The following is a 21686-nucleotide window of genomic DNA, read 5'->3' on the forward strand; positions in this document are numbered from 1 at the left end:
CGACAGCCATGGCTGAGGCTCAGAACACCCCGGTGGGCTCCACCACCGCAGGCGCCATCGCGGTGGCCGCCGAGTCGACCGTCGTCTCCCGCATGAGCGCGCCGCCCTCCTTCGACGTCGCGGACTTCCCGGTCCCGCACGGCCGTGAGGAGGAGTGGCGGTTCACCCCGCTGGAGCGGCTGCGCGGCCTGCACGACGGCACCGCGGTCGCCACCGGCGACGGCCTGAAGGTCGACGTACAGGCCCCCGAGGGCGTCACCGTCGAGACCGTCGGCCGCGACGACGCGCGGCTCGGCAGGGCGGGCACCCCGGTGGACCGCATCGCCGCCCAGGCGTACTCGGCGTTCGAGAAGGCCGGCGTGGTCACCGTCCCCAAGGAGACGGTCCTCACCGAGCCGATCCGGATCGCCGTGCACGGCGAGGGCGGCACCGCCTTCGCCCACCAGGTGATCGAGCTGGGCGCCTTCGCCGAGGCCGTCGTCGTCATCGACCACACCGGTGACGCCGTGCTCGCCGCCAATGTCGACTACATCCTGGGCGACGGCGCCAAGCTGACCGTCGTCTCCGTCCAGGACTGGGACGACAAGGCCGTGCACATCGCCCAGCACAACGCGCTCGTCGGCCGCGACGCCTCCTTCAAGTCGGTCGTCGTCACGTTCGGCGGCGACGTCGTCCGCCTGCACCCGCGCGTGACCTACGCCGGCCCCGGCGGCGAGGCCGAGCTGTTCGGCCTGTACTTCACCGACGCCGGCCAGCACCAGGAGCACCGACTGCTGGTCACGCACAACGTGCCGCACTGCAAGTCCAACGTCGTCTACAAGGGCGCCCTCCAGGGCGACGAGGCGCACGCCGTGTGGATCGGCGACGTCCTCATCGAGGCCGCCGCCGAGGGCACCGACACCTACGAGATGAACCGCAACCTCGTCCTCACGGACGGCGCGCGCGTCGACTCGGTGCCGAACCTGGAGATCGAGACCGGTGAGATCGTCGGCGCCGGCCACGCCTCCGCCACCGGCCGCTTCGACGACGAGCAGCTGTTCTACCTGATGGCCCGCGGTATCCCGGAGCACGAGGCCCGTCGGCTCGTGGTCCGCGGCTTCTTCGCCGAGCTGGTCCAGCAGATCGGCGTCGCGGACATCGAGGAGCGCCTCATCGCCAAGATCGAAGAGGAGCTGGAGGCGTCCGTCGCATGACGTACGTACGCGCCTGTGCGCTGAGCGAGCTGGAGGAGGACACCCCGAAGCGGGTGGAACTCGACGGCACGCCGGTGTCCATCGTGCACACCGAGGGCGAGGTGTTCGCGATCCACGACATCTGCTCCCACGCGAACGTCTCGCTCTCCGAGGGCGAGGTGGAGGACTGCCAGATCGAGTGCTGGCTGCACGGCTCCAGCTTCGACCTCCGCACCGGCAAGCCGTCCGGCCTTCCCGCGACGCGCCCCGTCCCCGTATACCCCGTAAAGATCGAAGGGGACGACGTGCTCGTCTCCCTCAACCAGGAGTCCTGAGGCACCCATGGCAACGCTTGAAATCCGAGACCTGCGCGTCACCGTCGAGGCCGACAACGCCACGAAGGAGATCCTCAAGGGCGTCGACCTCACCGTGAAGCAGGGCGAGACGCACGCCATCATGGGCCCCAACGGCTCCGGCAAGTCGACCCTCGCGTACTCCCTCGCGGGTCACCCCAAGTACACGATCACCGGCGGCACCGTCACCCTCGACGGCGAGGACGTCCTGGAGATGTCCGTCGACGAGCGCGCCCGCGCCGGCCTGTTCCTGGCCATGCAGTACCCGGTCGAGGTCCCCGGCGTCTCGGTCTCCAACTTCCTGCGCACCTCCGCCACCGCCATCCGCGGCGAGGCCCCCAAGCTGCGCACCTGGGTGAAGGAGGTCAAGGAGGCCATGGAGCGCCTCAACATGGACCCCTCCTTCGCCGAGCGCAACGTCAACGAGGGCTTCTCCGGCGGTGAGAAGAAGCGCCACGAGATCCTCCAGCTGGAGCTGCTCAAGCCGAAGCTCGCGATCCTCGACGAGACGGACTCCGGCCTCGACGTCGACGCCCTTCGTATCGTCTCCGAGGGCGTCAACCGCGTCCGCGAGACCGGCGAGGTCGGCACCCTGCTGATCACGCACTACACGCGCATCCTGCGCTACATCAAGCCCGATCACGTCCACGTCTTCGCCGCCGGCAAGATCGTCGAGTCGGGTGGCCCCGAGCTCGCCGACAAGCTGGAGGCCGAGGGCTACGAGGCGTACACGAAGGGTGGCGCATCCGAGTGACACAGCTGCCGGGCCTTCTCGACACCGAGGCGCTCCGCAAGGACTTCCCCATCCTGGACCGTGTGCTCCATGACGGGAAGAAGCTCGTCTACCTCGACAACGCGGCGACCTCGCAGACCCCGCGCCAGGTGATCGACGTGCTCTCCGAGTACTACGAGCAGCACAACGCCAACGTCCACCGTGGCGTGCACGTCCTCGCCGAGGAGGCCACGGCACTGTACGAGGGCGCGCGCGACAAGGTCGCCGAGTTCATCAACGCGCCCAGCCGCGACGAGGTGATCTTCACCAAGAACGCCTCCGAGTCGCTGAACCTCGTGGCGAACATGCTGGGCTGGGCCGACGAGCCCTACCGCGTGGACTCCGACACCGAGATCGTCATCACGGAGATGGAGCACCACTCCAACATCGTGCCGTGGCAGCTGCTGGCGCAGCGCACGGGCGCGAAGCTGAAGTGGTTCGGTCTGACGGACGACGGCCGCCTGGACCTGTCGAACATCGACGAGGTCATCACGGAGAAGACGAAGATCGTCTCCTTCGTCCTGGTGTCGAACATCCTGGGCACCGTCAACCCGGTCGAGGCGATAGTCCGCCGTGCGCAGGAGGTCGGCGCGCTGGTCTGCGTCGACGCCTCGCAGGCGGCGCCCCACATGCCGATGGACGTGCAGGCCCTGCAGGCCGACTTCGTGGCCTTCACCGGCCACAAGATGTGCGGCCCGACCGGCATCGGCGTCCTCTGGGGCCGACAGGAGCTGCTGGAGGACCTTCCCCCCTTCCTCGGCGGCGGCGAGATGATCGAGACGGTGTCGATGCACTCGTCCACGTACGCTCCCGCCCCGCACAAGTTCGAGGCGGGCACCCCTCCGATCGCGCAGGCGGTCGGCCTGGGCGCGGCGATCGACTACCTCAACTCGATCGGCATGGACAAGATCCTCGCCCATGAGCACGCGCTCACCGAGTACGCCGTGAAGCGGCTGGCGGACGTCCCCGACCTGCGGATCATCGGCCCCACCACGGCCGAGGACCGGGGCGCCGCGATCTCCTTCACCCTCGGCGACATCCACCCGCACGACGTGGGCCAGGTCCTCGACGAGCTGGGCATCGCGGTCCGCGTCGGCCACCACTGCGCGCGGCCCGTCTGCCTCCGGTACGGAATTCCTGCGACCACGCGAGCGTCGTTCTATCTGTACTCCACGCCGGCCGAGATCGACGCACTGGTGGACGGCCTGGAGCACGTACGGAACTTCTTCGGCTGAGAGGCTGTCGTGAAGCTGGATTCGATGTACCAGGAAGTCATCCTGGACCACTACAAGAACCCGCACGGGCGTGGTCTGAGGGACGGCGACGCCGAGGTGCACCACGTCAACCCGACCTGCGGCGACGAGATCACCCTGCGCGTGAAGTACGACGGCACGACGATCGAGGACGTCTCGTACGAGGGCCAGGGCTGCTCCATCAGCCAGGCATCGGCCTCCGTGCTGAACGACCTGCTGGTCGGCAAGGACGTGTCCGAGGCGCAGCGGATCCAGGAGACCTTCCTGGAGCTGATGCAGTCCAAGGGCAGGATCGAGCCCGACGACGCCATGGAGGACATCCTGGAGGACGCGGTCGCGTTCGCCGGGGTCTCCAAGTACCCCGCCCGGGTCAAGTGCGCCCTCCTGAGCTGGATGGCGTGGAAGGACGCGACGGCTCAGGCGCTGGGCGGAGCCGACGCCGAAAGGAAGACGGCATGACTGAGACCGTTGAGATGAAGCCGGCCTCGGAGGAGGAGATCCGCGAGGCGCTGTACGACGTCGTAGACCCCGAGCTGGGCATCGACGTCGTCAACCTGGGTCTGATCTACGGCATCCACATCGACGACGCGAACATCGCGACGATCGACATGACTCTGACCTCCGCGGCGTGTCCGCTGACGGACGTCATCGAGGACCAGGCCAAGTCCGCCACGGACGGCCTCGTCAGCGAACTCCGCATCAACTGGGTCTGGATGCCCCCGTGGGGCCCCGACAAGATCACGGACGACGGCCGGGAGCAGCTGCGGGCGCTGGGCTTCAACGTGTGACACCTCCTCGGCACGTGGGAAAGGGCGACACTCTTCGGGTGTCGCCCTTTCTCGTACGCGTGCCTCAGTCCAGCGCCGTCACGAAGTGGAACGCCGAGTCCGCGAGGTAGATGCTGCTGCGCTGGTACGGGTCGAGCTTCACCTGGAAGTTCTCGTGGCGCAGGAAGCGGCCCGGGTAGTTCAGGGACTCCAGCATGACCGCGCCGGAGTGGGGGGAGGGGCGGGAGCAGAAGGTGGCGTCCTTGGCGAAGAGGGCGGAGCCGTCGTGGCGGTCGGCGCGCAGGACGAAGCTGCGGTGGCGGAGGTAGTCGCCGTCGGACGTGGTGAAGGAGAAGCAGGAGCCGTCGGCCAGGCCCGGGACCACGGTGAAGGTGGCGTCCTCACGGAACTCCGAGCCGCCGGCCCGGTCGAGTTTCACCTGACCGCCGCTCAGGTGCCAGTAGCGGTCGGGGTAGTTCACCGAGCGGACCGAGCGGCGGTAGGAGTCGGGCGCGGGGTCGGGGGCGCTCGGTTCGGCCGGCGTGGGCTTGGCGCTCGGCGTCTGCTGCGAAGGGGACGCGGACGGGGCGGGTGAGGCACCGTCGTGCGGGGTGGGGGAGGAGGAAGGGGAGGGGGAGCCGTGCGACGCCGGGGGCGGCTTCGGCCGGTCGCCGTCCGTTGGGGAGGGGCTGGCGAAGGTGATCAGGCCGGGGCCGTTCTTGGTGTCCGCCGTCGCCTGTCCCGCCGCATCGTTCGCTGATGTCTCGTCAGCAGGCTTGTCGTTCAGGGCTATCGCCGTCAAGCAGGCCGCGACCGTGGCCACGGCGAGGGCACCGGCCAGCCAGAGGCGGCGGGTTCCGGGGGCCCGGGAGGTTTCCGGGGTCCAGCCGTTCTCCCATGGTCTGTCCAGAGAGGGCCGGGACTCGTTGTCTGGCATGCGCTGTTCCTCCAGCGGCGCGCGTGACGGCGGCCGCGGCTGCGAAGGCCCGGGTATGGCGACGGCCCGGGTAGGTGAACGCTGAAACACTAGAGGAAGCCGAGGCGCGCCAGCAGCAGTTTCCGGAGCGCTTTCGATAACGCTTTCTCATCGCACCCCGCAACGCTTTCCCATCGCACCCGCGCCGGCCATCTCCCGTCGCCCGTACGACCCTTCGGCGTTATGTACGCTCGTACACATGGGATATCTGACGCTCGCCGGCGCCATCGCCGCCGAGGTGGCCGCGACCACCGCCATGAAGTACAGCGACGGCTTCAGCCGGCTGTGGCCCTCGGTCCTGACCGCCGTCGGCTACGTCGTCTCCTTCGCCCTGCTCGCCCAGACCCTGAAGTCGCTGGCCATCGGCACCGCTTACGCCATCTGGTCCGGCGTCGGCACGGCCTCCGTCGCCGTCATCGGGCTCGCACTGTTCGGCGAGGGGCTGGGTCCGGTGAAGGCCGCGGGGATCCTGCTGATCGTCGGGGGAGTGGTCGTGCTGAACCTCGGCGGTGCCCACTGATGGCCCGGCGCCACGACCCCGAGCGGCGGCAGCGGATCATCGACGCGGCGATCCGGGTGGTGGGGAAGAAAGGGCTCGCCGGGTTGAGTCACCGCAGCGTCGCCGCCGAGGCGGACGTACCGCTCGGCTCGACGACGTACCACTTCAAGACCCTCGACGACCTGATGGTCGCCGCCCTGCGGCAGGCGAACGAGGGCTTCGACAAGGCGCTCGCCACCCGCGGGGACCTCACGGACACCGGCGCCGACCTGGCCGCCGAACTCGCGGCCCTGCTGGGCGAGTGGCTCGGCGGCGAGCGCACCGGGGTCGAGCTGGAGTACGAGCTCTATCTCGCCGCCCTGCGCCGCCCCGCCCTGCGCCCGGTGGCCGCCGAGTGGGCCCAGGGCCTCGCCGACCGGCTGGCCCGCCGCACGGACCCGGTCACGGCGCGGGCGCTGGTGGCGCTGATGGACGGGATCTGTCTGCAGGTCCTGCTGACGGACGGGGTCTACGACGAGGAGTACGCGCGGGAGGTGCTGGCCCGGGTCATCCCGGTGCGCCGAGGCGCCTGACGGCGGCCAGCGCCGCATCGACGCCGCCCGTGATGTCCGCCACCGGGTACTGCACCTCCCGGATCACCCGCTCCCGGTCCACGACCAGCGTCAGCCGCTTCAGCCGGCTCGCGCCCGCCACGCGGAACGTCGGCAGGCGCAGCGCGGCGATCAGCGACAGCTCGCCGTCGGAGAGCAGGGGGAGGCGCAGGCCCTCCTTCTCGGCGAAAGCATGCTGCTCGTCCGGGCGTTGGGTGGACACGCCGTGCACCGTCGCGCCCGCGGCAGTGAACTCGGCCAGCCGGTCCCGGTAGGTGCGGGACTCCAGGGTGCAGCCGGGGGCGCCGGGAATCTCCGCCCAGCCGGGCGGGTAGGCGTCGGGGCGTGCGTAGGCGCCGGGGAAGCAGTACAGGACGGTGTACGGCGTGTCGGCGGCGACCGGATCGCGCGGCTCGCCGGTGTGGTCGAGCAGCCGCAGCTCCGGCACCCGCGTGCCGCGCAGCGCGTGCACCCGTCCGGCCTCCGTGGACGCCTCCGCCGCCGTGGCCGTCGTATCGCCCTCGCCCAGCACCCAGGCGTCCCCCCAGTCCTGGAGGGCGACCAGCACGGGCAGCAGGGCGCGGCCGCGCGGGGTGAGACGGTACTCGTGGCGCACCGGGCGCTCCTGGTACGGCACCCGGGTGAGCACATCGGCCTCCACCAGCAGGCGCAGACGCTCCGTCAGTACCTTGCGGGACAGGCCGAGTTCACGCTGCAGCTCGTCGAAGCGATGCACCCCGCGGGCGGTGTCCCGCACGATCAGCAGGGTCCACCAGTCGCCGACGACGTCCAGGGCCTGCGCGATGGCACAGGTGGAGTCCTCCAGGCTCGTCCTGCGGGCCATGGCCATCAGCCCCTTTCTCAGTTGACCTGAGGCTGCCATGTTGACATGGTGAGTTCCCAAAAGGAACTTAGCTGCGGGGAATCGGGGGTGGGCGGTGCGCGCGCTGCGGGAGGTGCCGCGGACGGTGTGGCTGCTGGCGGGCGGCACCTTCGCCAACATGGTGGTGAGTGTCTGCTTCGCCTATGTCTTCCTCTACCTGACCGGCCCGCGCGGCCTCGACCCCGGCGCGGCGGGGCTGCTCGCCGGGCTCGGCGGGATGGGGCTGGTCGCCGGGAACTTCACCGGCGGCTGGTACGGCGACCGCCTCGGGCACCGGCGTGTCCTGCTCGCCGCCGCCACCGCCTCCGGGCTGCTGCTGGTGGCGGTGCCCGCGCTGCCCACACCGGCGCTGTACGCCGTGCTGCCGCTCGCCCAGTACGCGTCCGGCGTGCAGCGCGCCGCCAACTCGGCGCTGGTCGCGGTGATCGTGCCGGCCGGGGCGCGGCGACAGGCGTTCGCGGTGATGCGGGCGGCGGCGAACGGGGGGTTCACGGTCGGGCCGGTGCTCGGGGCGTTCGTCGCGACCAGGTTCTCGTACGACTGGCTGTACGTCGGCGAGGGCATCGCCGGGGTCGCGCTGGCGGCGTGGACGGCGCGGGTGGTGCCGGTCGGCAGGGTGGCCGTACGAGGTGCGGTGGACCGGGGTGCCGTCCGGGACGCCGGCGGTCTGTGGGCGGCGCTGCGGGCCCGGCCGGGCGTACTGGTTCTCCTGCCGGCGATCCTCGTCATCGACGTCGTCTACCGGCAGCAGTACACCACCTTCCCCGTCTTCCTCACCGACCACGGCTTCGACGAGCGCGTGTACGGGGCCCTGCTGGCGATCAACGGCGGTGTGCTGCTCTGCCTGGAGCTGCCCGCCGCGCTCGCACTGCGCCGGCGGGCGCCGCTGCGGATCGTGGCGTGCGGGCTGCTGCTGGTCGCGGCCGGGTACGGCGCGCTCACGGTCGGCCCGGTGGGGATCGGCACGGCCGTCGTGACGATGGCGCTGCTCACGCTCGGGGAACTGCTCTACAAGACGACGGCGACCGCGTACGTCGCCGACCAGGCGCCGGAGCGGGTGCAGGGGCGGTTCCAGTCGCTGTACTCCGGGGTGTCCATCAGCGGGGTCGTGCTGGCGGCGCCGGTGGGCGGGGCGGTGTACGAGGCGGCGCCGGGGGTCTTGTGGCCGCTGTGCGCGGGGCTGGGGGTGATGGCCGGCGGCGCGGTGCTGGCCGCGGGGCGGCATGGCTCAGCCGCCCGTCGGGCGATCGAGAACCAGGCCGTTCGTGCGGAAGCGGGGGCCCGGGGGCGGTCACTCTGAAGTGGGGGCTCTGGGGGCGGCGGTGCTGGGAGGCAGCCACCTGGAAGCGGGGGCCGAAGGCGGCGGTCCCCGGACGCCCGGTGCCCTGGGCCCGCCCGGCACGTGAGACGTGCCCCCGCCGGTTCGCCCCATCGGCCGGGGCCACGTTAGGTTGCCCTCATGACCGACACGACTGCACCTCGCACCACCGGGGCGGTGGCCGCCGGCCTCGCCACCCTCGCCTCCGACGGCACCGTTCTCGACACCTGGTTCCCCGCGCCCGAGCTCGTCGACGAGCCCGGCCCCTCCGGCAGCGAGCGGCTGTCCGCCGAGAAGGCCGTGGAGCTGCTCGGCGAAGGCGCCGCGAAGGCGATCGGCCCGGACGCCCGGCGTGGTGTCGAGGTCGTCGCGGTCCGCACGGTCATCGCCTCGATCGACGAGAAGCCGGTCGACGCGCACGACGTCTACCTGCGCCTGCACCTGCTCTCTCACCGCCTGGTCAAGCCGCACGGCCTGAGCCTGGAGGGCCAGTTCGGCTTCCTCGCGAACGTCGCCTGGACCTCGCTCGGCCCGGTCGCCGTCGACGACATCGAGAAGGTCCGCCTCAACGCCCGCGCCGAGGGCCTGCACCTCCAGGTGACCTCCATCGACAAGTTCCCGCGCATGACGGACTACGTCGCCCCGAAGGGCGTCCGCATCGCCGACGCCGACCGGGTCCGCCTCGGAGCCCACCTCGCCGAGGGCACCACCGTCATGCACGAGGGCTTCGTCAACTTCAACGCCGGCACGCTCGGCACCTCGATGGTCGAGGGGCGCATCTCCGCCGGCGTCGTGATCGGCGACGGCTCCGACATCGGCGGCGGCGCGTCCACGATGGGCACCCTCTCCGGTGGCGGCAACGTCATCATCTCCATCGGCGAGCGCTGCCTGATCGGCGCCGAGGCGGGCGTCGGCATCGCCCTCGGCGACGAGTGCGTGGTCGAGGCGGGCCTGTACGTCACCGCCGGCACCCGCGTCACCATGCCCGACGGCCAGATCGTCAAGGCCCGCGAACTCTCCGGCGCCTCCAACATCCTCTTCCGCCGCAACTCGGTCACCGGCACGGTCGAGGCCCGCCCGAACAACGCGGTCTGGGGCGGCCTGAACGAGATTCTGCACAGCCACAACTGAACCGGCTGACGCGTCGGCGTTCGTCCCAGACCCTGGACCCCGGGTCGGCCGGGGACGTGCCGCGTTCGGGTTGTGGCGCGGGCCCCGGCCGATTCATGTCAGGGGGCCGTCAGTCGACCGTCAGCCGGTCGTATGCCGCGCGCAGTCTGTCCACCGTCGTCCGGTCCGCCGGGCGCAGGGGCGGGCGGAGCGGGCCCGCGGGCAGGCCGAGGGTCGGCAGGAGTGCCTTGGCGGTGACCGTTCCGGGGAGGCCCGACGCCATCATCAGCTCGATGAGTTCCATGGCCCGGAGCTGGTGGCGGGTGGCGCTCGCCGTGTCACCCGTGTCGAACGCGTCGAGGATGGCGCGGAGTTGGCGCGGGGCGGCGTTGGCGACCGTGCTGACGTAGCCCGTGGCGCCCACCGCGTACAGGGCGAGGATCTGCTCGTCGCAGCCGGCGTAGTACGCCAGCGCCTCCGTGCGGGACAGGACCTTCTGGGTGCCGAGGAGGTCGTAGGAGCAGTCCTTCACCGCCACGATCCCGGGGTGCTCGGCGAGTCGCAGCATCGTCTCCGGCTCGATGCGGGTGCTGGTGCGGCCGGGGATGTCGTACAGCATCACGGGCAGGGGGGACGCGTCGGCCACCTCGCGGAAGTGGTGCTCAAGAGCGTCCTGCGGCGGCTTGCTGTAGTAGGGGGTCACGACCAGTACGCCGTCCGCGCCCGCCTTCGCGGCGGACAGGGCCAGGTCGATCGTGTGCCCGGTGTCCGCCGTGCCCACGCCCGCGATCAGGGGCACGGTGTCGCCGACGGCCGCGCGCACGGCCCGGATCAGCTTCGCCTTCTCGGTGTCCGTCGTGGTCGGCGACTCGCCCGTCGTCCCGGACAGGACGAGCCCGTCGCAGCCATCCGCCACCAGTTGGGCGGCGAGCCGCTGCGCCCCGTCGAGGTCGAGGGAGCCGTCCTCGGTGAAGGGCGTGATCATGGCGCAGAGGGCGCGGCCGAAGGGAGGCTGTGGGGAGGTCGGATGTGTCCTGGGGTTCATGGGAGTAGTCTCGGCGGCTTGATCGTGAAGCTCTACTTAAATCTGCTACCAGGTACGAGTAAGGGTTGCTGAGGAGTTCCGGTCGCCCGGCGGCCGTTGCGAGGCCCTGTGTCCCACTCGGCCCTTCCTGGGTCACCCGGGAGCAGGAACTCCGGGTCCCTGGGGGACGACGGACAGGGAGCCCGCCGCCGAAGAGGTGCCGGCCGCCCGATGAGGCTGCGGCTTCCCGAGGAACGCCCCGCGGAGCCGCCCACCACCCGGGCCGCCGGCACCCGGCACCGCACCGCCGCTGCGACTGCGGCTTCCGCCGCGCGCACGACCGGGCGGTCGCCGAGGCGTTGTGCAGCGCCGAGCACCGCGCCGCTGTCCTCCTCGACGTCACGCCCTCGGCGCCTACATCCGCTTCGAGCGCGGCTTCCGCTACGCCCGCCAGCGGGTCCGTACGGCGACCGTGAGGTCCTGCGCCTGTGCGGCGCCGGCCGTCGCGCTCGCCGATGCCGGGTGGGGGCGGCCGGGGGTGGCGTGCGCTCGCCCCTTCCTGCGCGCCCTGCGTGCGCGCCCGTACGTCCGTCTCGCTCGCCTCCTTCGCCCGGCTGGCCGGGGACGGGCTACGGGTCGTGGCGGCCCCCGGACCGGGGCCGGGGCTCCCGCAGAGCAGCTGGGCGTGCCCGAACTCACCGCCGAGGCCGCCCTGTTGCAGGCCCGCCTCGACTGGTTCCAAACCCAGCTGGCCCGGCTCGACGGGAACGGGCAGGGTGGCGGCTCGGCCGCGCACGGACAGCGCCCTCACCCCCGGCCCCTCTTGACCTCAACCAAACCTGAGGTCGAAAGCTGATCGGCGTACACACCGCAACGCAGCGCCGATCACCGGAGGCCGCCATGACCCGCCGTACCCACACCCACCCCGACCCCACCGACCCCCGCGTCGCCGCCCCCTTCTTCAGTTCTTGGCGGCTCGGTGCCCCCGAGCGTCAGCGGGCTGCGGTGGAGGCCATCGGTGAGACCTGGGAGCGTCGTCCCTGGCCCGCGGCCGGTCTGCTCGGCTATCACGTGTACGCAGGGCACGACGGCTCCACCCTGCTGCACTACTCGCAGTGGACCGCCGCGGCGGCGTTCGAGGCATACGTCAAGGCGCACCGCCAGGAGCGCGTCGACGAGATCGACACCGCCGTGCCCGGGATCGAGCGCGTCGAGCTGAACGGCTACCGCCGCTACCGCAGCCGTGAGCGTGCCGTCGGGGACGTACGGGTGCCGGGGCTGATCATCACCGTACGGATCGACTTCGAGCCGGCAGCGGCCGAGCGGCGCGGTGACTGGGTGGACACCGTTCTTGCCGCCCTGGGCACCGAAGCCGGTCTCATCTCCGCCCACTTCCATCTCAGTACCGACGGCAGCCACGTCCTCAACTACGCGGAGTGGGAGAGCGACCGCGCGTACGACGAGGCCATCGCCGTGCCCGAGTCGCAGTCGCCGCAGTGGGAGCGCGTACGGACGTACCCCGGCTTCAAGGGCTCCACCGGAAGCCGGTACACGCACGCCCTCGGGCTCGTCCCGGACTGAACCTCACCGAAAAGCGCAGCCTCCTGGACAAAAAAAGTTTTCGGTGAGACGGTGGACGCATGCTGGACGTGACCGTGATCGAGGATCCCGAGGCCGCAGCCGTCTCACTGGACCCCATAAGGGCCCGGCTGCTGGCCGAGCTGGCGGCCGGACCCGCGTCGGCGGCGATGCTGGCCGGCAAGGTGGGACTGCCCCGGCAGAAGGTGAACTACCACCTCAAGGCGCTGGAGCGGCACGGCCTGGTCGAGCTGGCCGGCGAGCGGCGCAAGGGCAATGTCACCGAGCGGCTGATGCGGGCGACGGCGGCGTCGTACGTGATCTCGCCGCTCGCCCTCGCCGACGTACAGCCCGACCCGGACCGCTTCCGCGACCAGCTCTCCGCCCGCTGGCTGCTGGCGCTCGGCGCCCGTCTCGTCCGGGACGTCGGCTCGCTGATCACCGGTGCGGCGAAGGCCCGCAAGCGGCTGGCGACGTACGCCCTGGACGGCGAGGTCCGCTTCGCCTCGGCCGCCGAACGGGCCGCGTTCGTCGAGGAGTTGACGGCGGGCGTCAGCGCGCTGATCCGCAAGTACGACGCGCCCGACGCCGAGGGCGGCCGGGATCACCGGATCGTCATCGCCGTCCACCCCACGGTCCACCCCACGGCCGACACCGCGGTCCGCCCCACGGCCCGCGGCGCGGTCACGGATCAGCAGCCCGTCCCGGAAGCAGAGCAGCAGCAATAGCACCCAGGAGCCCCGCCATGTCCAAGGAATTCGAGATCGCCCGGGAGTTCGAGGTCGATGCCACGCCGGAGCAGGTGTGGGACGCGGTCACCAACAACACCGGTGGCTGGCTGTGGCCGTCGGAGCTGCCCGAGCCGCGCGTCGGCGGGAAGGGGGCCATGGGATCGACGGTCACCGCCTGGGACCCGCCGCACCGCTACACCAATCGGACCGAGAACGTCGAGGAGATCGCCGAGCAGACCCTCAACCAGCTCGACTACACCATCGAGCCGCGCGACGGTGGCCGCCGGGCCTGGGTGCGGTACGTGCACAGCGGCATCCTGGTCGAGGACTGGGACAACCAGTACGACGCGGCCGGGCGGCACACCGACTTCTATCTGCACACCCTGCGTCAGTACCTGACGGAGTTCGGCGGCCGGCCGGTCGTCGCCTTCGCGACCTTCGACGGACCCGAGGCGTCGCAGGCGCCGGACGCCTTCGCCGCCGTAGGACGGGCGCTGGGGCTCGCGGACGACACTGAGGAGGGGGCGCGGGTGCGGGTGCGCGGCCCGGAGGGCGAACTCCTCGACGCCGTGGTCGACTTCCGCAACCCCTACTTCCTCGGGTTGCGCACGGAGAACGCCCTCGTCCGGTTCTTCGGCCGTAACCACTGGGGCTACCCGGTCGGCATCTCCGTGCACGACTTCGCCCCGGGCGCCGACGCCAAGGCGGACGAGGACGCCTGGCAGGGCTGGCTGAACGGGGTGTTCAGCCGGCCCTGATCCCGAGCGGACGGAGCTACGGGCGGAAGCGCAGCACCTGCGGGTCGTGGTCGCTGATCTGGTCGTTGAACTCCGCGTTGATGTGCACGCTGTCGTACTCGAAGGCGCAGCCGCGGCGGATCGACGGGCTGATCAGGATCTGGTCCAGGGTCTGCGCGTTGCCCTGGTAGACGTACGAGTAACGCTCGCTCCTCGGCAGCGACTTGATCGCCGACCAGAGCACGCCGTCGGCCTCCAGGATCTTCGCGGTGCCGGAGAACTCGAAGTCGTTGATGTCGCCCAGGGTGACGACGTGCGCGTTCCTCTGCTTGGCGAGGATGTCCTTGACGAAGGAGTGCACGGCCGTCGCCTGCGCCGCGCGCTGGATCTCCGAGCCGCGCGTCGGCGGCTGGTACTGGGAGTGCAGGGACTGGTCGCCGCCCTTGGAGTTGAAGTGGTTGGCGATCACGAAGACCGCCCTGCCACGGAAGGAGAACTCGCCGACCAGCGGCTTCCGGCTGTTCTCCCAGGCCGCGTTCTGCGGGTCGATCCGGCCGGGGGAGACCGTCAGGGCCGCCTTGCCGCGCACCTTGGTGACCCCCGCGGCGGTGGTGGCGTCGCCGCCCGCGCGGTCGGTGAAGGAGACCCGCTGCGGGTTGAACAGGAACACCTGGCGGATGTTGCCGCCGGGCTGGCCGCCGTCCGTCTTGTCCACCGGGTCGACGGACCGCCAGTCGTACGCCGGGCCGCCCGCCGCGACGATCGCGTCCACCAGCTTGCGCATCGTCGCGTCGGCGGCGACCGTGCCGTCGTCGGTCGTGCCGTTGTTGTCCTGGATCTCCTCCAGGGACACGATGTCGGGCGAGCGGAGGTTGTGCACGATCGCGGCGGCGTGCTCGTCGAACGTGGCGTCGGACGGGTCGAGGTTCTCGACGTTGTACGTGGCGATCGCCAGCTCGTGGGCCTTCTGCCTGCGGGTGGTCTCCCGCTCCAGCCCGGCGCTCCTCAGCGTGCCGATGGTGTGGGCGACCAGGGTGTAGCCGCCGAACTGGGAGTAGTCCAGCGGGCCTTCGGTGGCGTCGGTCAGGACGTCACCGACGTTCGCCACGGGGAAGTCGGCCTTGGCGCCCAGCGACTGGATCTGCAGCCGGCCGGTGTTCTGGGCGTCGTAGGAGCCGTAGACGGTGACGCCGCGGCGGCCGGCGTTCTCGTCCGGCTTCACCGTGACCCACAGCTCGGTGAACGGGTCGGTGGCGCCGACGACGCGGGTGTCGGCGACCCGGACGTTCATGCCCTCCAGGGACTCGTAACGGTCCAGGGCGTACTTGGCCGGTTCCAGCGGCAGAGAGTTGATCGAGCCCTGTGCGGCCGCGTCGCCGGCCGGGGCGTACGCGGCCGGAACCGAGCCCGCGTCGATCACCGTGGCGGCCGGGACCGCGTTGCCGCCGGACAGGACCGTGATCGTCGGCCGGGTGATCTGGGTGATCGACTGGTTGCCGGACGCGGTGCCGCCGGGGACGAACTCCGAGACCGTGCCGGACACCGTGACCGAGTCACCGACCGCGACCTTCGGCGTGGAGCTGGTGAAGACGAAGACGCCCTCGCTGGTGGCCTGGTCGCTGTCCGGATGCGGATCCTGTATCCAGAAGCCCCTGGACGAGCCGTAGGTGCGCACCCCGGTGACAATTCCGGCCACGTCCGTGACCTGCCGGCCCGCGTACGGGGAGGTCCGGGTGGTGCCCTGAATGTCATGGATGCGCACCGCAGAGTCGGCCTGCGCGGGGGAGGTGAGGACGATGGTGGACGCCGCTGAGCACACGGCGGCGACGGTGAGCGCGGCGAGGCGCGCGGAGTTCTTGCTCGGCAACGGGATCCCTCCGGGGACGTACATGAGCGCCGGGACGGGGGTGGGACCTCAGTGGTCTTGAGGTGTACGTGTCACGCGTGGGACCGAGTGAACAGTTGTCCCCCCAATTTCTACGCGCGTCAATCTCCAGCGTGCCCCGGCCACTTGTCAAGGTTTCGGCCATGTCCAGCTCCTGTCCGGGAGATGAACCGGGCGGCATGGGTCGAAATCCGTCTAGGCTGAGCGGTTGAGCCGTGATGCGTACGGTTCTTGAGGTGCCCTAGGAGAAACGGCCGATGTCAGACAGCTCCCCCCTGCCGCCCGTGCGGCTGACCTCCGAAGCGGAGCTGGCGCGCGACGCGCTGTCCACGCCCCTGCTCGCCCGGGCCGCCAGGCTGGCCCGCTGGGCCGGACCGGACACCCGGGTGGACGCCGGGGGCGGACTGGTCGACGCGCAGCTGGCCGCGGCCGCCGAGGCACTGGGGCTCACCGGGGACGACGCCGCCGAGGCGTCGGGGCTCACCGACGCCGCCGCCCTCGCCAGCGAGGCGTGGCGGGTCGCCGTCGACACCGGGCTGGTCGAGATCGTGGACGAGGAGGCCGGAACCGTCACCGCAGGCGAGGACCTCGCCCTGCTGACCGGCGGCTCCCCGCACGACGTCCTCGCCCTCTGGCAGACCGCACTGGAGACCGTGCTCGCCGACGCGAGCGTGCCCGACCTCGACGACCTGGTCGACGCGCTGGACGAGGGCGGCGAGGTCGACCTCTCCCAGCTCGACTGGGACCCCGAGGGCGAGGCGGAATTCCTCGACGGCGTGCTCGGCGCCCTCTATCTGCTCACCGTCAGCGAGGACGGCCCCGGCGACGGCACGGTGCCGCTGCCCGCGCTCGCCGCCTCGATGCTCGTCCCCGGCGACATGGGCGAGCCCACCAACGACGTCCTGGAACAGGTCTCCGACGCGATGATGCGCCTCGACGACCAGTTCCGGCTGCTGGAGCCGATCGGCCTGGTCGAGTACCAGCCCGTCGACGAGGCACTCATGGCCGACGCGGAGGGCGAGCCGGCCGCCGCGGAAGAGGAGTTGGCCGCCGCCCCCGTCGACGACACCGACGTCTCCCGCTACGGCATGGTCCGCCTCACCCCGCTCGGCCTGTACGGGCTGCGGGCACGGCTCCTGGAAGCCGGCTTCACCGCCCCGGCCGTCGGCGAACTCGCAGACAAGGGCGCCGACGCGCTGCTCGACGGCACCGCCCACTACGGCTCGCGGGCCGCACAGGCGGAGACCCTGCACTGGCTCGGCCGACGCGAACCCCTCGCGGCGGCACGGGAGTTGCTGGCGGCGGCTCGGGGCGCCGACCCGGGGGCGCCGCTGCGGCGGCTGCGGTGTCAGCAGGCGCTGTCGCTGGTGGGGGCACCCGCGGAGCCTGCGCTTCGGGAGGTACTGGACGACGCGGAGCTGGGGGGTCTCGCGCGGGTCTGGCTCACCGAGCAGGGGGCCGCGGATGTACCCGCGCCTTCGGCTGACCTGGTGTTCTGGCTGACCATCGACACGGTGGCCGCCCAGCTTGCGGCCGAGGGGAACTCGGAGGAGCTGCGGGCGCTGGTGGAGGGGCTGGCGGCTCAGCACGAGGGGTTCTTCGAGGCGGCCTGGCGGGTGGGGCATCCGGCGACTGCGGATGTGCTGGAGGCGATGGGGCGGTTGCATCCGGACAAGAGGGTGGCGAAGGCGGCGCGTAAGGCGGCGTTCAAGGCGCGGTCGCAACAGGGGGGTTGAGGGTTATTGGCGAGTGCGGCTTGCCTGTGGCTGGTTGCGCCCACGCGGCGCAGCCGCATATCGGCAAGAGCCAGTGCTACGACTCCGGCGGCCGCTTCGTCGACGACCTCTCCCGCGCCACGCGGACCGGCACGGTGTACGGCGTCGACTGGGTGGACGTACCCGAGTGCGACGCCCAGCCCACCCCTGTACGGCGGCAGTTCGGCCCCGGCGAGGTCACCCGCGCCCGCAAGCCGGCGGGCATGCATCGCACCCTGACCCTCGAGGTGCTGCTCGACGGCCCCGCACCTGTTCGGCGCCACCGACAGGGGCCGGACCTACCCCCTCGCCCGCAGCGAGCATTCCGAGTTCACCGGCGTGACCTTTTCCCCCGACGGCGGCACCCTCTACGTCTGTGGAAGCGGCAGCCGCGCGGCTGAACTCCCGTACGTGATTAATTCATTCGCCCGCCCTACAGCCGTCCTCCTAGAGTGATGCACACGTCCAGGGGCGAAAGCAGGGCCTGGACAGCACGACTTCCTGCACCTCCCGGTGCGCAGGCGACGGCTACTTCTTTCCAAAGAGAATCCCGTTCCGCCGCCGACTTGATCTCGGGAGGCGCAGCTCATGGTGGGTGCCCGGTGCGCAGGCAACGGTTACTTCATATCAGGCGGTTGCGGGTTCGAGTCCCGTCATCGACTTCGGGTCGGTGTAGCTCAAGTGGAAGAGCACCTGGCTCGTTCCGTCGCCGACTTCTGACCTCGGGCGCCCTCCTTCTGCTGCGCCTCCTCCGGCAACATCTCTGAATTCGGGGGGAATTCACCATGGCGCGATTCAACACGCGTACCGCAAAGGCGCAGCCGACCTCGCGGGTCACCTCGACCGGCCGGGTGCTGCGGACCTACCAGGGTGGGCGTGGGCATGAGCGCGACGCGCGCTCCGAGCTCTTTCTGCTCGCGGTGTCGAATTTCGTCTCCCAGCAGACCTTCTACGAGAGCGGCGCCGACCGCGACGACCGGTTCACGCGCCTCGTGCGTGAACTCGCCGTGACCGACCCGACCTGGACGGCCGGACTGCTCGGCTGGCTGCGCGGCGAGGGCAACCTCCGTACGGCCGCCGTCGTGGGCGCCGCCGAGTATGTGAAGGCACGCCTGGAGGCCGGCGCCACCGACGGCCCCTCGAACCGGTGGGTCGTGGACTCCGTACTCCAGCGCCCGGACGAGCCCGGCGAGCTGCTGGCGTACTGGACGGCGACGTACGGCCGCAATGTCCCCAAGCCGGTCAAGCGAGGGATCGCCGATGCCGTACGACGGCTCTACAACGGCAAGTCGCTGCTGAAGTACGACACCGCGTCCAAGGGCTACCGCTTCGGCGACATCCTGAACCTGGTGCACGCGGCGCCGGACCCGGACAAGCCGTGGCAGGGCGAGCTGTTCCAGTACGCGCTCGACCGCCGGCACCACCCGGACACCGCCGTGCCGCCCGCGTCGAACCGGACGCTGGTCGCGCACCGAGAGCTGATGGAGCTGCCGGTCGGGGAGCGGCGCGCGGTCGTCACCTCGACGGGCGGGGCGGAGCGGCTCGCGGCGGCCGGGATGACGTGGGAGGCGCTGGCCGGGTGGCTGCAGGGGCCGATGGACAAGGAGGCATGGGAGGCCGTGATCCCGTCGATGGGGCCGATGGGACTGGTCCGCAACCTGAGGAATTTCGACGAGGCCGGGGTCTCCGACGAGGTCGCGGCCCAGGTCGCCGCCCGGATCAGCGACCCGGCGGAGGTCGCGCGGTCGCGCCAGTTCCCCTTCCGGTACCTCGCCGCGTACCAGCACACGCCCTCGCTGCGCTGGGCGTACCCGCTGGAGCGGGCGCTCGGCCACTCGCTGGCCAACGTGCCCGCGCTGCCCGGCCGCACACTCGTGCTCGTCGACCGCTCGGGCTCGATGTTCTACTCGCGGCTGTCCGACCGCTCGGAGCTGACCCGGGCCGACGCGGCGGCGGTGTTCGGCGCGGCGATCGCGCTGCGGGCGGCGGACGCGGACCTCGTCGAGTTCGGCACCACCAGCCGGCGTCTGACCCTCGGCAAGGGCGAGTCGGTGCTCAAGATCCTGGAGCGCTTCACCGACCTGGGCGGCACCGACACCACCTCGGCGGTCCGCGCGCACTACCGCGGGCAGGACCGGGTACTGATCATCACCGACGAGCAGTACACGTACAGCCAGTACGGCGACCCGACCGCGCAGGTCCCGGCCGGCGTGCCGGTCTACACCTGGAACCTCGCCGGCTACCGGGCGGCCCACGGCCCGTCCGGGACGGGCAACAGGCACACCTTCGGAGGACTCTCCGACGCGGCGTTCCGGATGGTTCCGCTGCTTGAGGCGGCTCGCGACGCGGACTGGCCGTGGGTGGCGGCGGCCTGAGCGGAGCCGGGGCCCGCGTCACTCCGTGAGGGGGATGCGGGCCCTTGTCCGCGCGGCTTGCTGACATCTAACATTTCAGTCATGGACGACCTGGACGACCTGGACGACCACGTGGCGACGCGGAGGGCGCTGCGCCCCGTGGCCCGGACCCTGCTGCGGGATCGGGCCTGCGCGGCGATCCGGGACGCCATCGTGGCCGGGGAGATCGCGCCCGGTGCGGTGGTGCGGGACGTGGAGCTGGCCGAGCGGCTGGGGCTGTCGCGGGCGCCGGTGCGGGAGGCGTTCTCACGGCTCGTGGACGAGGGGCTGCTGGAGAGCAAGCCGCAGAGCTACACGCGGGTCACGCCGCTGGTCGCCGCCGACGTACGGGACGCGGCCGCGGTGGTCGGGGCGATGCACGAGCTGGTGACGCGGGTCGCGGTGCCCCGGCTGACGGCCGCCGACGTGGCGGTCATGCGCGCGGCCAACGAGCGGTTCGCCGCCGCGGTGCGAGCCGGTGACGTGGACGCGGCGCTGGACGCCGACGACGAGCTGCACGACGTGCTGGTCCGGGTGAGCGGCAACCGCGCGGCGGCCGCCACCGTCGCCCGATACACCCCGCTCGTCCGCCGGCTGGAGCGGCGGCGCTTCGGCGAGGGCGGCAGCTGCCGTTCGGCCGGGCTGCACGAGCGGTTGATCGAGGCGTGCGCCGCCGGTGACGCGGAGGAGGCCGTACGGATCACGGCGGAGATCTGGCGCACCCTCGTCCATCTGGCCGACTCCGATGACGAGGCACAGACCGACGCCGAGTCCGACGCCGAGTCCGACGCCGAGTCCGGCACCGGCTCCGACCCCGACTGACTGCCCAGGAGGCCCCATGTCCCTCTCCTCGTACGACCGCTATCCCCTCCTCTTCGGCCCGTCCCCGGTGCATCCCCTGGAGCGGCTGACTGCCCACCTCGGTGGCGCCTCCCTCTGGGCCAAGCGGGAGGACTGCAACTCCGGGATCGCGTACGGCGGGAACAAGACGCGCAAGCTGGAGTACCTGGTCGCGGACGCCCAAGCACAGGGCTGCGACACCCTGGTGTCGATCGGCGGGGTGCAGTCCAACCACACCCGCCAGGTGGCCGCCGTGGCCGCCCGGGCGGGGCTGAAGTGCGTGCTGGTGCAGGAGAGCTGGGTGGACTGGCCGGACCCCGTGTACGACAAGGTCGGCAACATCCTGCTCAGCCGCCTCGCCGGAGCCGACGTACGCCTCGTCCGGGCCGGGTTCGGGATCGGCTTCAAGGAGAGCTGGGAGCAGGCGCTGCGGGAGGTCGAGGAGGCGGGCGGCAAGCCGTACGCCATCCCGGCCGGCGCGTCCGACCATCCGCTCGGCGGGCTGGGCTTCGCGGGCTGGGCCTACGAGGTCGCCGAGCAGGAGCGGGAGCTGGGCGTCTTCTTCGACACGGTCGTGGTGTGCTCGGTGACGGGTTCCACCCAGGCCGGCATGATCGCCGGGTTCGCCGCCCTGGAGGAGGCCGGCGGACGCCCCCGCCGTGTCCTCGGCGTCGACGCCTCGGCCAAGCCCGCCGAGACCCGGACGCAGATCGCCCGGATCGCCCACCGCACCGGCCGACTCATCGGCGTACGACGGGAGTTGACGGAGTCGGACGTGGAGCTGGACGAGCGGTACCACGCGGGCACGTACGGCGTCCCGGACGAGACGACGCTGGAGGCGATGCGCCTCGCGGCCCGCACCGAGGGCATGGTCACCGACCCCGTGTACGAGGGCAAGTCGATGGCCGGGATGATCGATCTGGTCGGCCGTGGGGAGATCGGGCAGGACTCCACCGTCCTCTACGCCCACCTCGGCGGCCAGCCGGCCCTCAACGCGTACAGCGCGCTGTTCCCAGAGGCGGCTACAGTGGGTGACCGGCGCGAGGAGTGA

21 protein-coding genes and 2 pseudogenes are annotated in these 21686 nt (G+C 71.4%); 19 read left to right on the plus strand and 4 right to left on the minus strand.

From position 1 onward, the window contains the following. The first annotated feature begins 8 nt into the window (after window positions 1-8). The 6 genes from sufD to ACH5AC_RS20705 are packed head-to-tail and all read left to right on the plus strand — an operon-like array spanning window position 9 to window position 4338. Complete coding sequence (gene sufD / locus ACH5AC_RS20680) at window positions 9-1193, plus strand: Fe-S cluster assembly protein SufD (protein WP_398863394.1); 1185 nt, start codon at window positions 9-11, stop codon at window positions 1191-1193. Next, the gene (locus ACH5AC_RS20685; RefSeq protein WP_398863395.1) at window positions 1190-1507 is read left to right on the plus strand and encodes a bifunctional 3-phenylpropionate/cinnamic acid dioxygenase ferredoxin subunit; all 318 of its coding nucleotides are present in this window, start codon (window positions 1190-1192) and stop codon (window positions 1505-1507) included. The genes sufD and ACH5AC_RS20685 overlap by 4 nt, the downstream gene beginning before the upstream one ends. 7 nt (window positions 1508-1514) lie before the next feature. Further along, window positions 1515-2279: a Fe-S cluster assembly ATPase SufC gene (gene sufC / locus ACH5AC_RS20690; protein WP_398863396.1), complete on the plus strand. Its 765-nt coding sequence runs from the start codon at window positions 1515-1517 to the stop codon at window positions 2277-2279. Further along, window positions 2276-3532, plus strand: coding sequence for a cysteine desulfurase (locus tag ACH5AC_RS20695; RefSeq protein WP_398863397.1), 1257 nt, complete (start codon window positions 2276-2278; stop codon window positions 3530-3532). Before sufC ends, ACH5AC_RS20695 begins: the two co-directional genes overlap by 4 nt. Window positions 3533-3541: 9 nt before the next feature. Beyond that, window positions 3542-4009: a Fe-S cluster assembly sulfur transfer protein SufU gene (gene sufU, locus ACH5AC_RS20700; protein WP_398863398.1), complete on the plus strand. Its 468-nt coding sequence runs from the start codon at window positions 3542-3544 to the stop codon at window positions 4007-4009. Continuing rightward, on the plus strand, window positions 4006-4338 hold the full coding sequence (locus ACH5AC_RS20705; protein WP_363158305.1) for a metal-sulfur cluster assembly factor: 333 nt from the start codon (window positions 4006-4008) through the stop codon (window positions 4336-4338). Before sufU ends, ACH5AC_RS20705 begins: the two co-directional genes overlap by 4 nt. A 64-nt stretch (window positions 4339-4402) precedes the next feature. Here ACH5AC_RS20705 and ACH5AC_RS20710 read toward each other — a convergent pair whose 3' ends face one another. Then, on the minus strand, window positions 4403-5254 hold the full coding sequence (locus tag ACH5AC_RS20710) for an AbfB domain-containing protein (RefSeq protein WP_398863399.1): 852 nt from the start codon (window positions 5252-5254) through the stop codon (window positions 4403-4405). 238 nt (window positions 5255-5492) lie between these two features. Between ACH5AC_RS20710 and ACH5AC_RS20715 the strand changes: the two genes are divergently transcribed. Both ACH5AC_RS20715 and ACH5AC_RS20720 read left to right on the plus strand, forming a co-directional pair. Next, the gene (locus tag ACH5AC_RS20715) at window positions 5493-5813 is read left to right on the plus strand and encodes a DMT family transporter (RefSeq protein WP_398863400.1); all 321 of its coding nucleotides are present in this window, start codon (window positions 5493-5495) and stop codon (window positions 5811-5813) included. Further along, window positions 5813-6364: a TetR/AcrR family transcriptional regulator gene (locus ACH5AC_RS20720; protein ID WP_398863401.1), complete on the plus strand. Its 552-nt coding sequence runs from the start codon at window positions 5813-5815 to the stop codon at window positions 6362-6364. The genes ACH5AC_RS20715 and ACH5AC_RS20720 overlap by 1 nt, the downstream gene beginning before the upstream one ends. Here ACH5AC_RS20720 and ACH5AC_RS20725 read toward each other — a convergent pair. Then, window positions 6339-7226 (minus strand): winged helix-turn-helix transcriptional regulator, encoded by an 888-nt coding sequence (locus ACH5AC_RS20725; RefSeq protein WP_398863565.1) that lies wholly within the window; start codon window positions 7224-7226, stop codon window positions 6339-6341. The genes ACH5AC_RS20720 and ACH5AC_RS20725 overlap by 26 nt on opposite strands. A gap of 94 nt (window positions 7227-7320) precedes the next feature. On the opposite strand from ACH5AC_RS20725, the gene ACH5AC_RS20730 reads away from it, so the two are divergent. Together ACH5AC_RS20730 and dapD are read left to right on the plus strand one after the other, a co-directional pair. Next, window positions 7321-8565 (plus strand): MFS transporter, encoded by a 1245-nt coding sequence (locus tag ACH5AC_RS20730; protein ID WP_398863402.1) that lies wholly within the window; start codon window positions 7321-7323, stop codon window positions 8563-8565. Between the two features lie 159 nt (window positions 8566-8724). After that, the gene (gene dapD, locus ACH5AC_RS20735) at window positions 8725-9714 is read left to right on the plus strand and encodes a 2,3,4,5-tetrahydropyridine-2,6-dicarboxylate N-succinyltransferase (RefSeq protein WP_398863403.1); all 990 of its coding nucleotides are present in this window, start codon (window positions 8725-8727) and stop codon (window positions 9712-9714) included. A 109-nt stretch (window positions 9715-9823) separates the two neighbouring features. Here dapD and dapA read toward each other — a convergent pair whose 3' ends face one another. Further along, entirely contained in the window at window positions 9824-10738 is a 915-nt protein-coding gene (gene dapA / locus ACH5AC_RS20740; protein WP_398863405.1) for a 4-hydroxy-tetrahydrodipicolinate synthase, read from the minus strand. Window positions 10739-10948: 210 nt separating this feature from the next. Between dapA and ACH5AC_RS20745 the strand changes: the two are divergent. From ACH5AC_RS20745 to ACH5AC_RS20760, 4 genes and pseudogenes are all read left to right on the plus strand, one after another. Beyond that, a pseudogene (locus ACH5AC_RS20745) lies at window positions 10949-11498 on the plus strand (hypothetical protein); the annotation flags it as partial. Window positions 11499-11617: 119 nt separating this feature from the next. Beyond that, window positions 11618-12298 carry a hypothetical protein gene (locus ACH5AC_RS20750; protein WP_398863407.1) on the plus strand — a complete coding sequence of 227 codons (681 nt, stop codon included), beginning with the start codon at window positions 11618-11620 and terminating at the stop codon, window positions 12296-12298. Between the two features lie 59 nt (window positions 12299-12357). Beyond that, window positions 12358-13023 (plus strand): ArsR/SmtB family transcription factor, encoded by a 666-nt coding sequence (locus ACH5AC_RS20755; protein WP_398863408.1) that lies wholly within the window; start codon window positions 12358-12360, stop codon window positions 13021-13023. 17 nt (window positions 13024-13040) lie between these two features. Beyond that, entirely contained in the window at window positions 13041-13784 is a 744-nt protein-coding gene (locus tag ACH5AC_RS20760) for an SRPBCC domain-containing protein (protein ID WP_398863409.1), read from the plus strand. A 16-nt stretch (window positions 13785-13800) separates the two neighbouring features. Here ACH5AC_RS20760 and ACH5AC_RS20765 read toward each other — a convergent pair whose 3' ends face one another. Continuing rightward, window positions 13801-15630, minus strand: coding sequence for an endonuclease/exonuclease/phosphatase family protein (locus ACH5AC_RS20765; protein ID WP_398863410.1), 1830 nt, complete (start codon window positions 15628-15630; stop codon window positions 13801-13803). A 275-nt stretch (window positions 15631-15905) separates the two neighbouring features. On the opposite strand from ACH5AC_RS20765, the gene ACH5AC_RS20770 reads away from it, so the two are divergent. The 5 genes and pseudogenes from ACH5AC_RS20770 to ACH5AC_RS20790 all read left to right on the plus strand — a co-directional run bounded on the left by ACH5AC_RS20770 (window position 15906) and on the right by ACH5AC_RS20790 (window position 21686). Then, on the plus strand, window positions 15906-17384 hold the full coding sequence (locus ACH5AC_RS20770; protein ID WP_398863411.1) for a hypothetical protein: 1479 nt from the start codon (window positions 15906-15908) through the stop codon (window positions 17382-17384). 71 nt (window positions 17385-17455) lie between these two features. Then, a pseudogene (locus ACH5AC_RS20775) lies at window positions 17456-17858 on the plus strand (hypothetical protein); the annotation flags it as partial. A gap of 329 nt (window positions 17859-18187) precedes the next feature. Next, window positions 18188-19777, plus strand: a complete 1590-nt coding sequence (locus ACH5AC_RS20780) for a TROVE domain-containing protein (protein WP_398863412.1) — start codon at window positions 18188-18190, stop codon at window positions 19775-19777. 81 nt (window positions 19778-19858) lie between these two features. Next, window positions 19859-20617 (plus strand): GntR family transcriptional regulator, encoded by a 759-nt coding sequence (locus ACH5AC_RS20785; protein ID WP_398863413.1) that lies wholly within the window; start codon window positions 19859-19861, stop codon window positions 20615-20617. Window positions 20618-20633: 16 nt separating this feature from the next. Next, window positions 20634-21686 carry a 1-aminocyclopropane-1-carboxylate deaminase gene (locus tag ACH5AC_RS20790; protein WP_398863414.1) on the plus strand — a complete coding sequence of 351 codons (1053 nt, stop codon included), beginning with the start codon at window positions 20634-20636 and terminating at the stop codon, window positions 21684-21686.

The organism is Streptomyces sp. NPDC018693 (assembly GCF_044391385.1).
In the GTDB taxonomy this organism is placed as follows: domain Bacteria; phylum Actinomycetota; class Actinomycetes; order Streptomycetales; family Streptomycetaceae; genus Streptomyces.

Coding starts and splice junctions, on each gene's coding strand:
- ACH5AC_RS20705 (WP_363158305.1), top strand. CDS start 4,006: ATGACTGAGACCGTTGAGATGAAGCCGGCCTCGGAGGAGGAGATCCGC.
- ACH5AC_RS20750 (WP_398863407.1), top strand. CDS start 11,618: ATGACCCGCCGTACCCACACCCACCCCGACCCCACCGACCCCCGCGTC.
- ACH5AC_RS20755 (WP_398863408.1), top strand. CDS start 12,358: ATGCTGGACGTGACCGTGATCGAGGATCCCGAGGCCGCAGCCGTCTCA.
- dapA (WP_398863405.1), bottom strand. CDS start 10,738: ATGAACCCCAGGACACATCCGACCTCCCCACAGCCTCCCTTCGGCCGC.
- ACH5AC_RS20685 (WP_398863395.1), top strand. CDS start 1,190: ATGACGTACGTACGCGCCTGTGCGCTGAGCGAGCTGGAGGAGGACACC.
- ACH5AC_RS20770 (WP_398863411.1), top strand. CDS start 15,906: ATGTCAGACAGCTCCCCCCTGCCGCCCGTGCGGCTGACCTCCGAAGCG.
- ACH5AC_RS20780 (WP_398863412.1), top strand. CDS start 18,188: ATGGCGCGATTCAACACGCGTACCGCAAAGGCGCAGCCGACCTCGCGG.
- ACH5AC_RS20720 (WP_398863401.1), top strand. CDS start 5,813: ATGGCCCGGCGCCACGACCCCGAGCGGCGGCAGCGGATCATCGACGCG.
- ACH5AC_RS20785 (WP_398863413.1), top strand. CDS start 19,859: ATGGACGACCTGGACGACCTGGACGACCACGTGGCGACGCGGAGGGCG.
- ACH5AC_RS20790 (WP_398863414.1), top strand. CDS start 20,634: ATGTCCCTCTCCTCGTACGACCGCTATCCCCTCCTCTTCGGCCCGTCC.
- ACH5AC_RS20710 (WP_398863399.1), bottom strand. CDS start 5,254: ATGCCAGACAACGAGTCCCGGCCCTCTCTGGACAGACCATGGGAGAAC.
- ACH5AC_RS20715 (WP_398863400.1), top strand. CDS start 5,493: ATGGGATATCTGACGCTCGCCGGCGCCATCGCCGCCGAGGTGGCCGCG.
- ACH5AC_RS20725 (WP_398863565.1), bottom strand. CDS start 7,226: ATGGCCCGCAGGACGAGCCTGGAGGACTCCACCTGTGCCATCGCGCAG.
- ACH5AC_RS20760 (WP_398863409.1), top strand. CDS start 13,041: ATGTCCAAGGAATTCGAGATCGCCCGGGAGTTCGAGGTCGATGCCACG.
- dapD (WP_398863403.1), top strand. CDS start 8,725: ATGACCGACACGACTGCACCTCGCACCACCGGGGCGGTGGCCGCCGGC.
- sufD (WP_398863394.1), top strand. CDS start 9: ATGGCTGAGGCTCAGAACACCCCGGTGGGCTCCACCACCGCAGGCGCC.
- sufC (WP_398863396.1), top strand. CDS start 1,515: ATGGCAACGCTTGAAATCCGAGACCTGCGCGTCACCGTCGAGGCCGAC.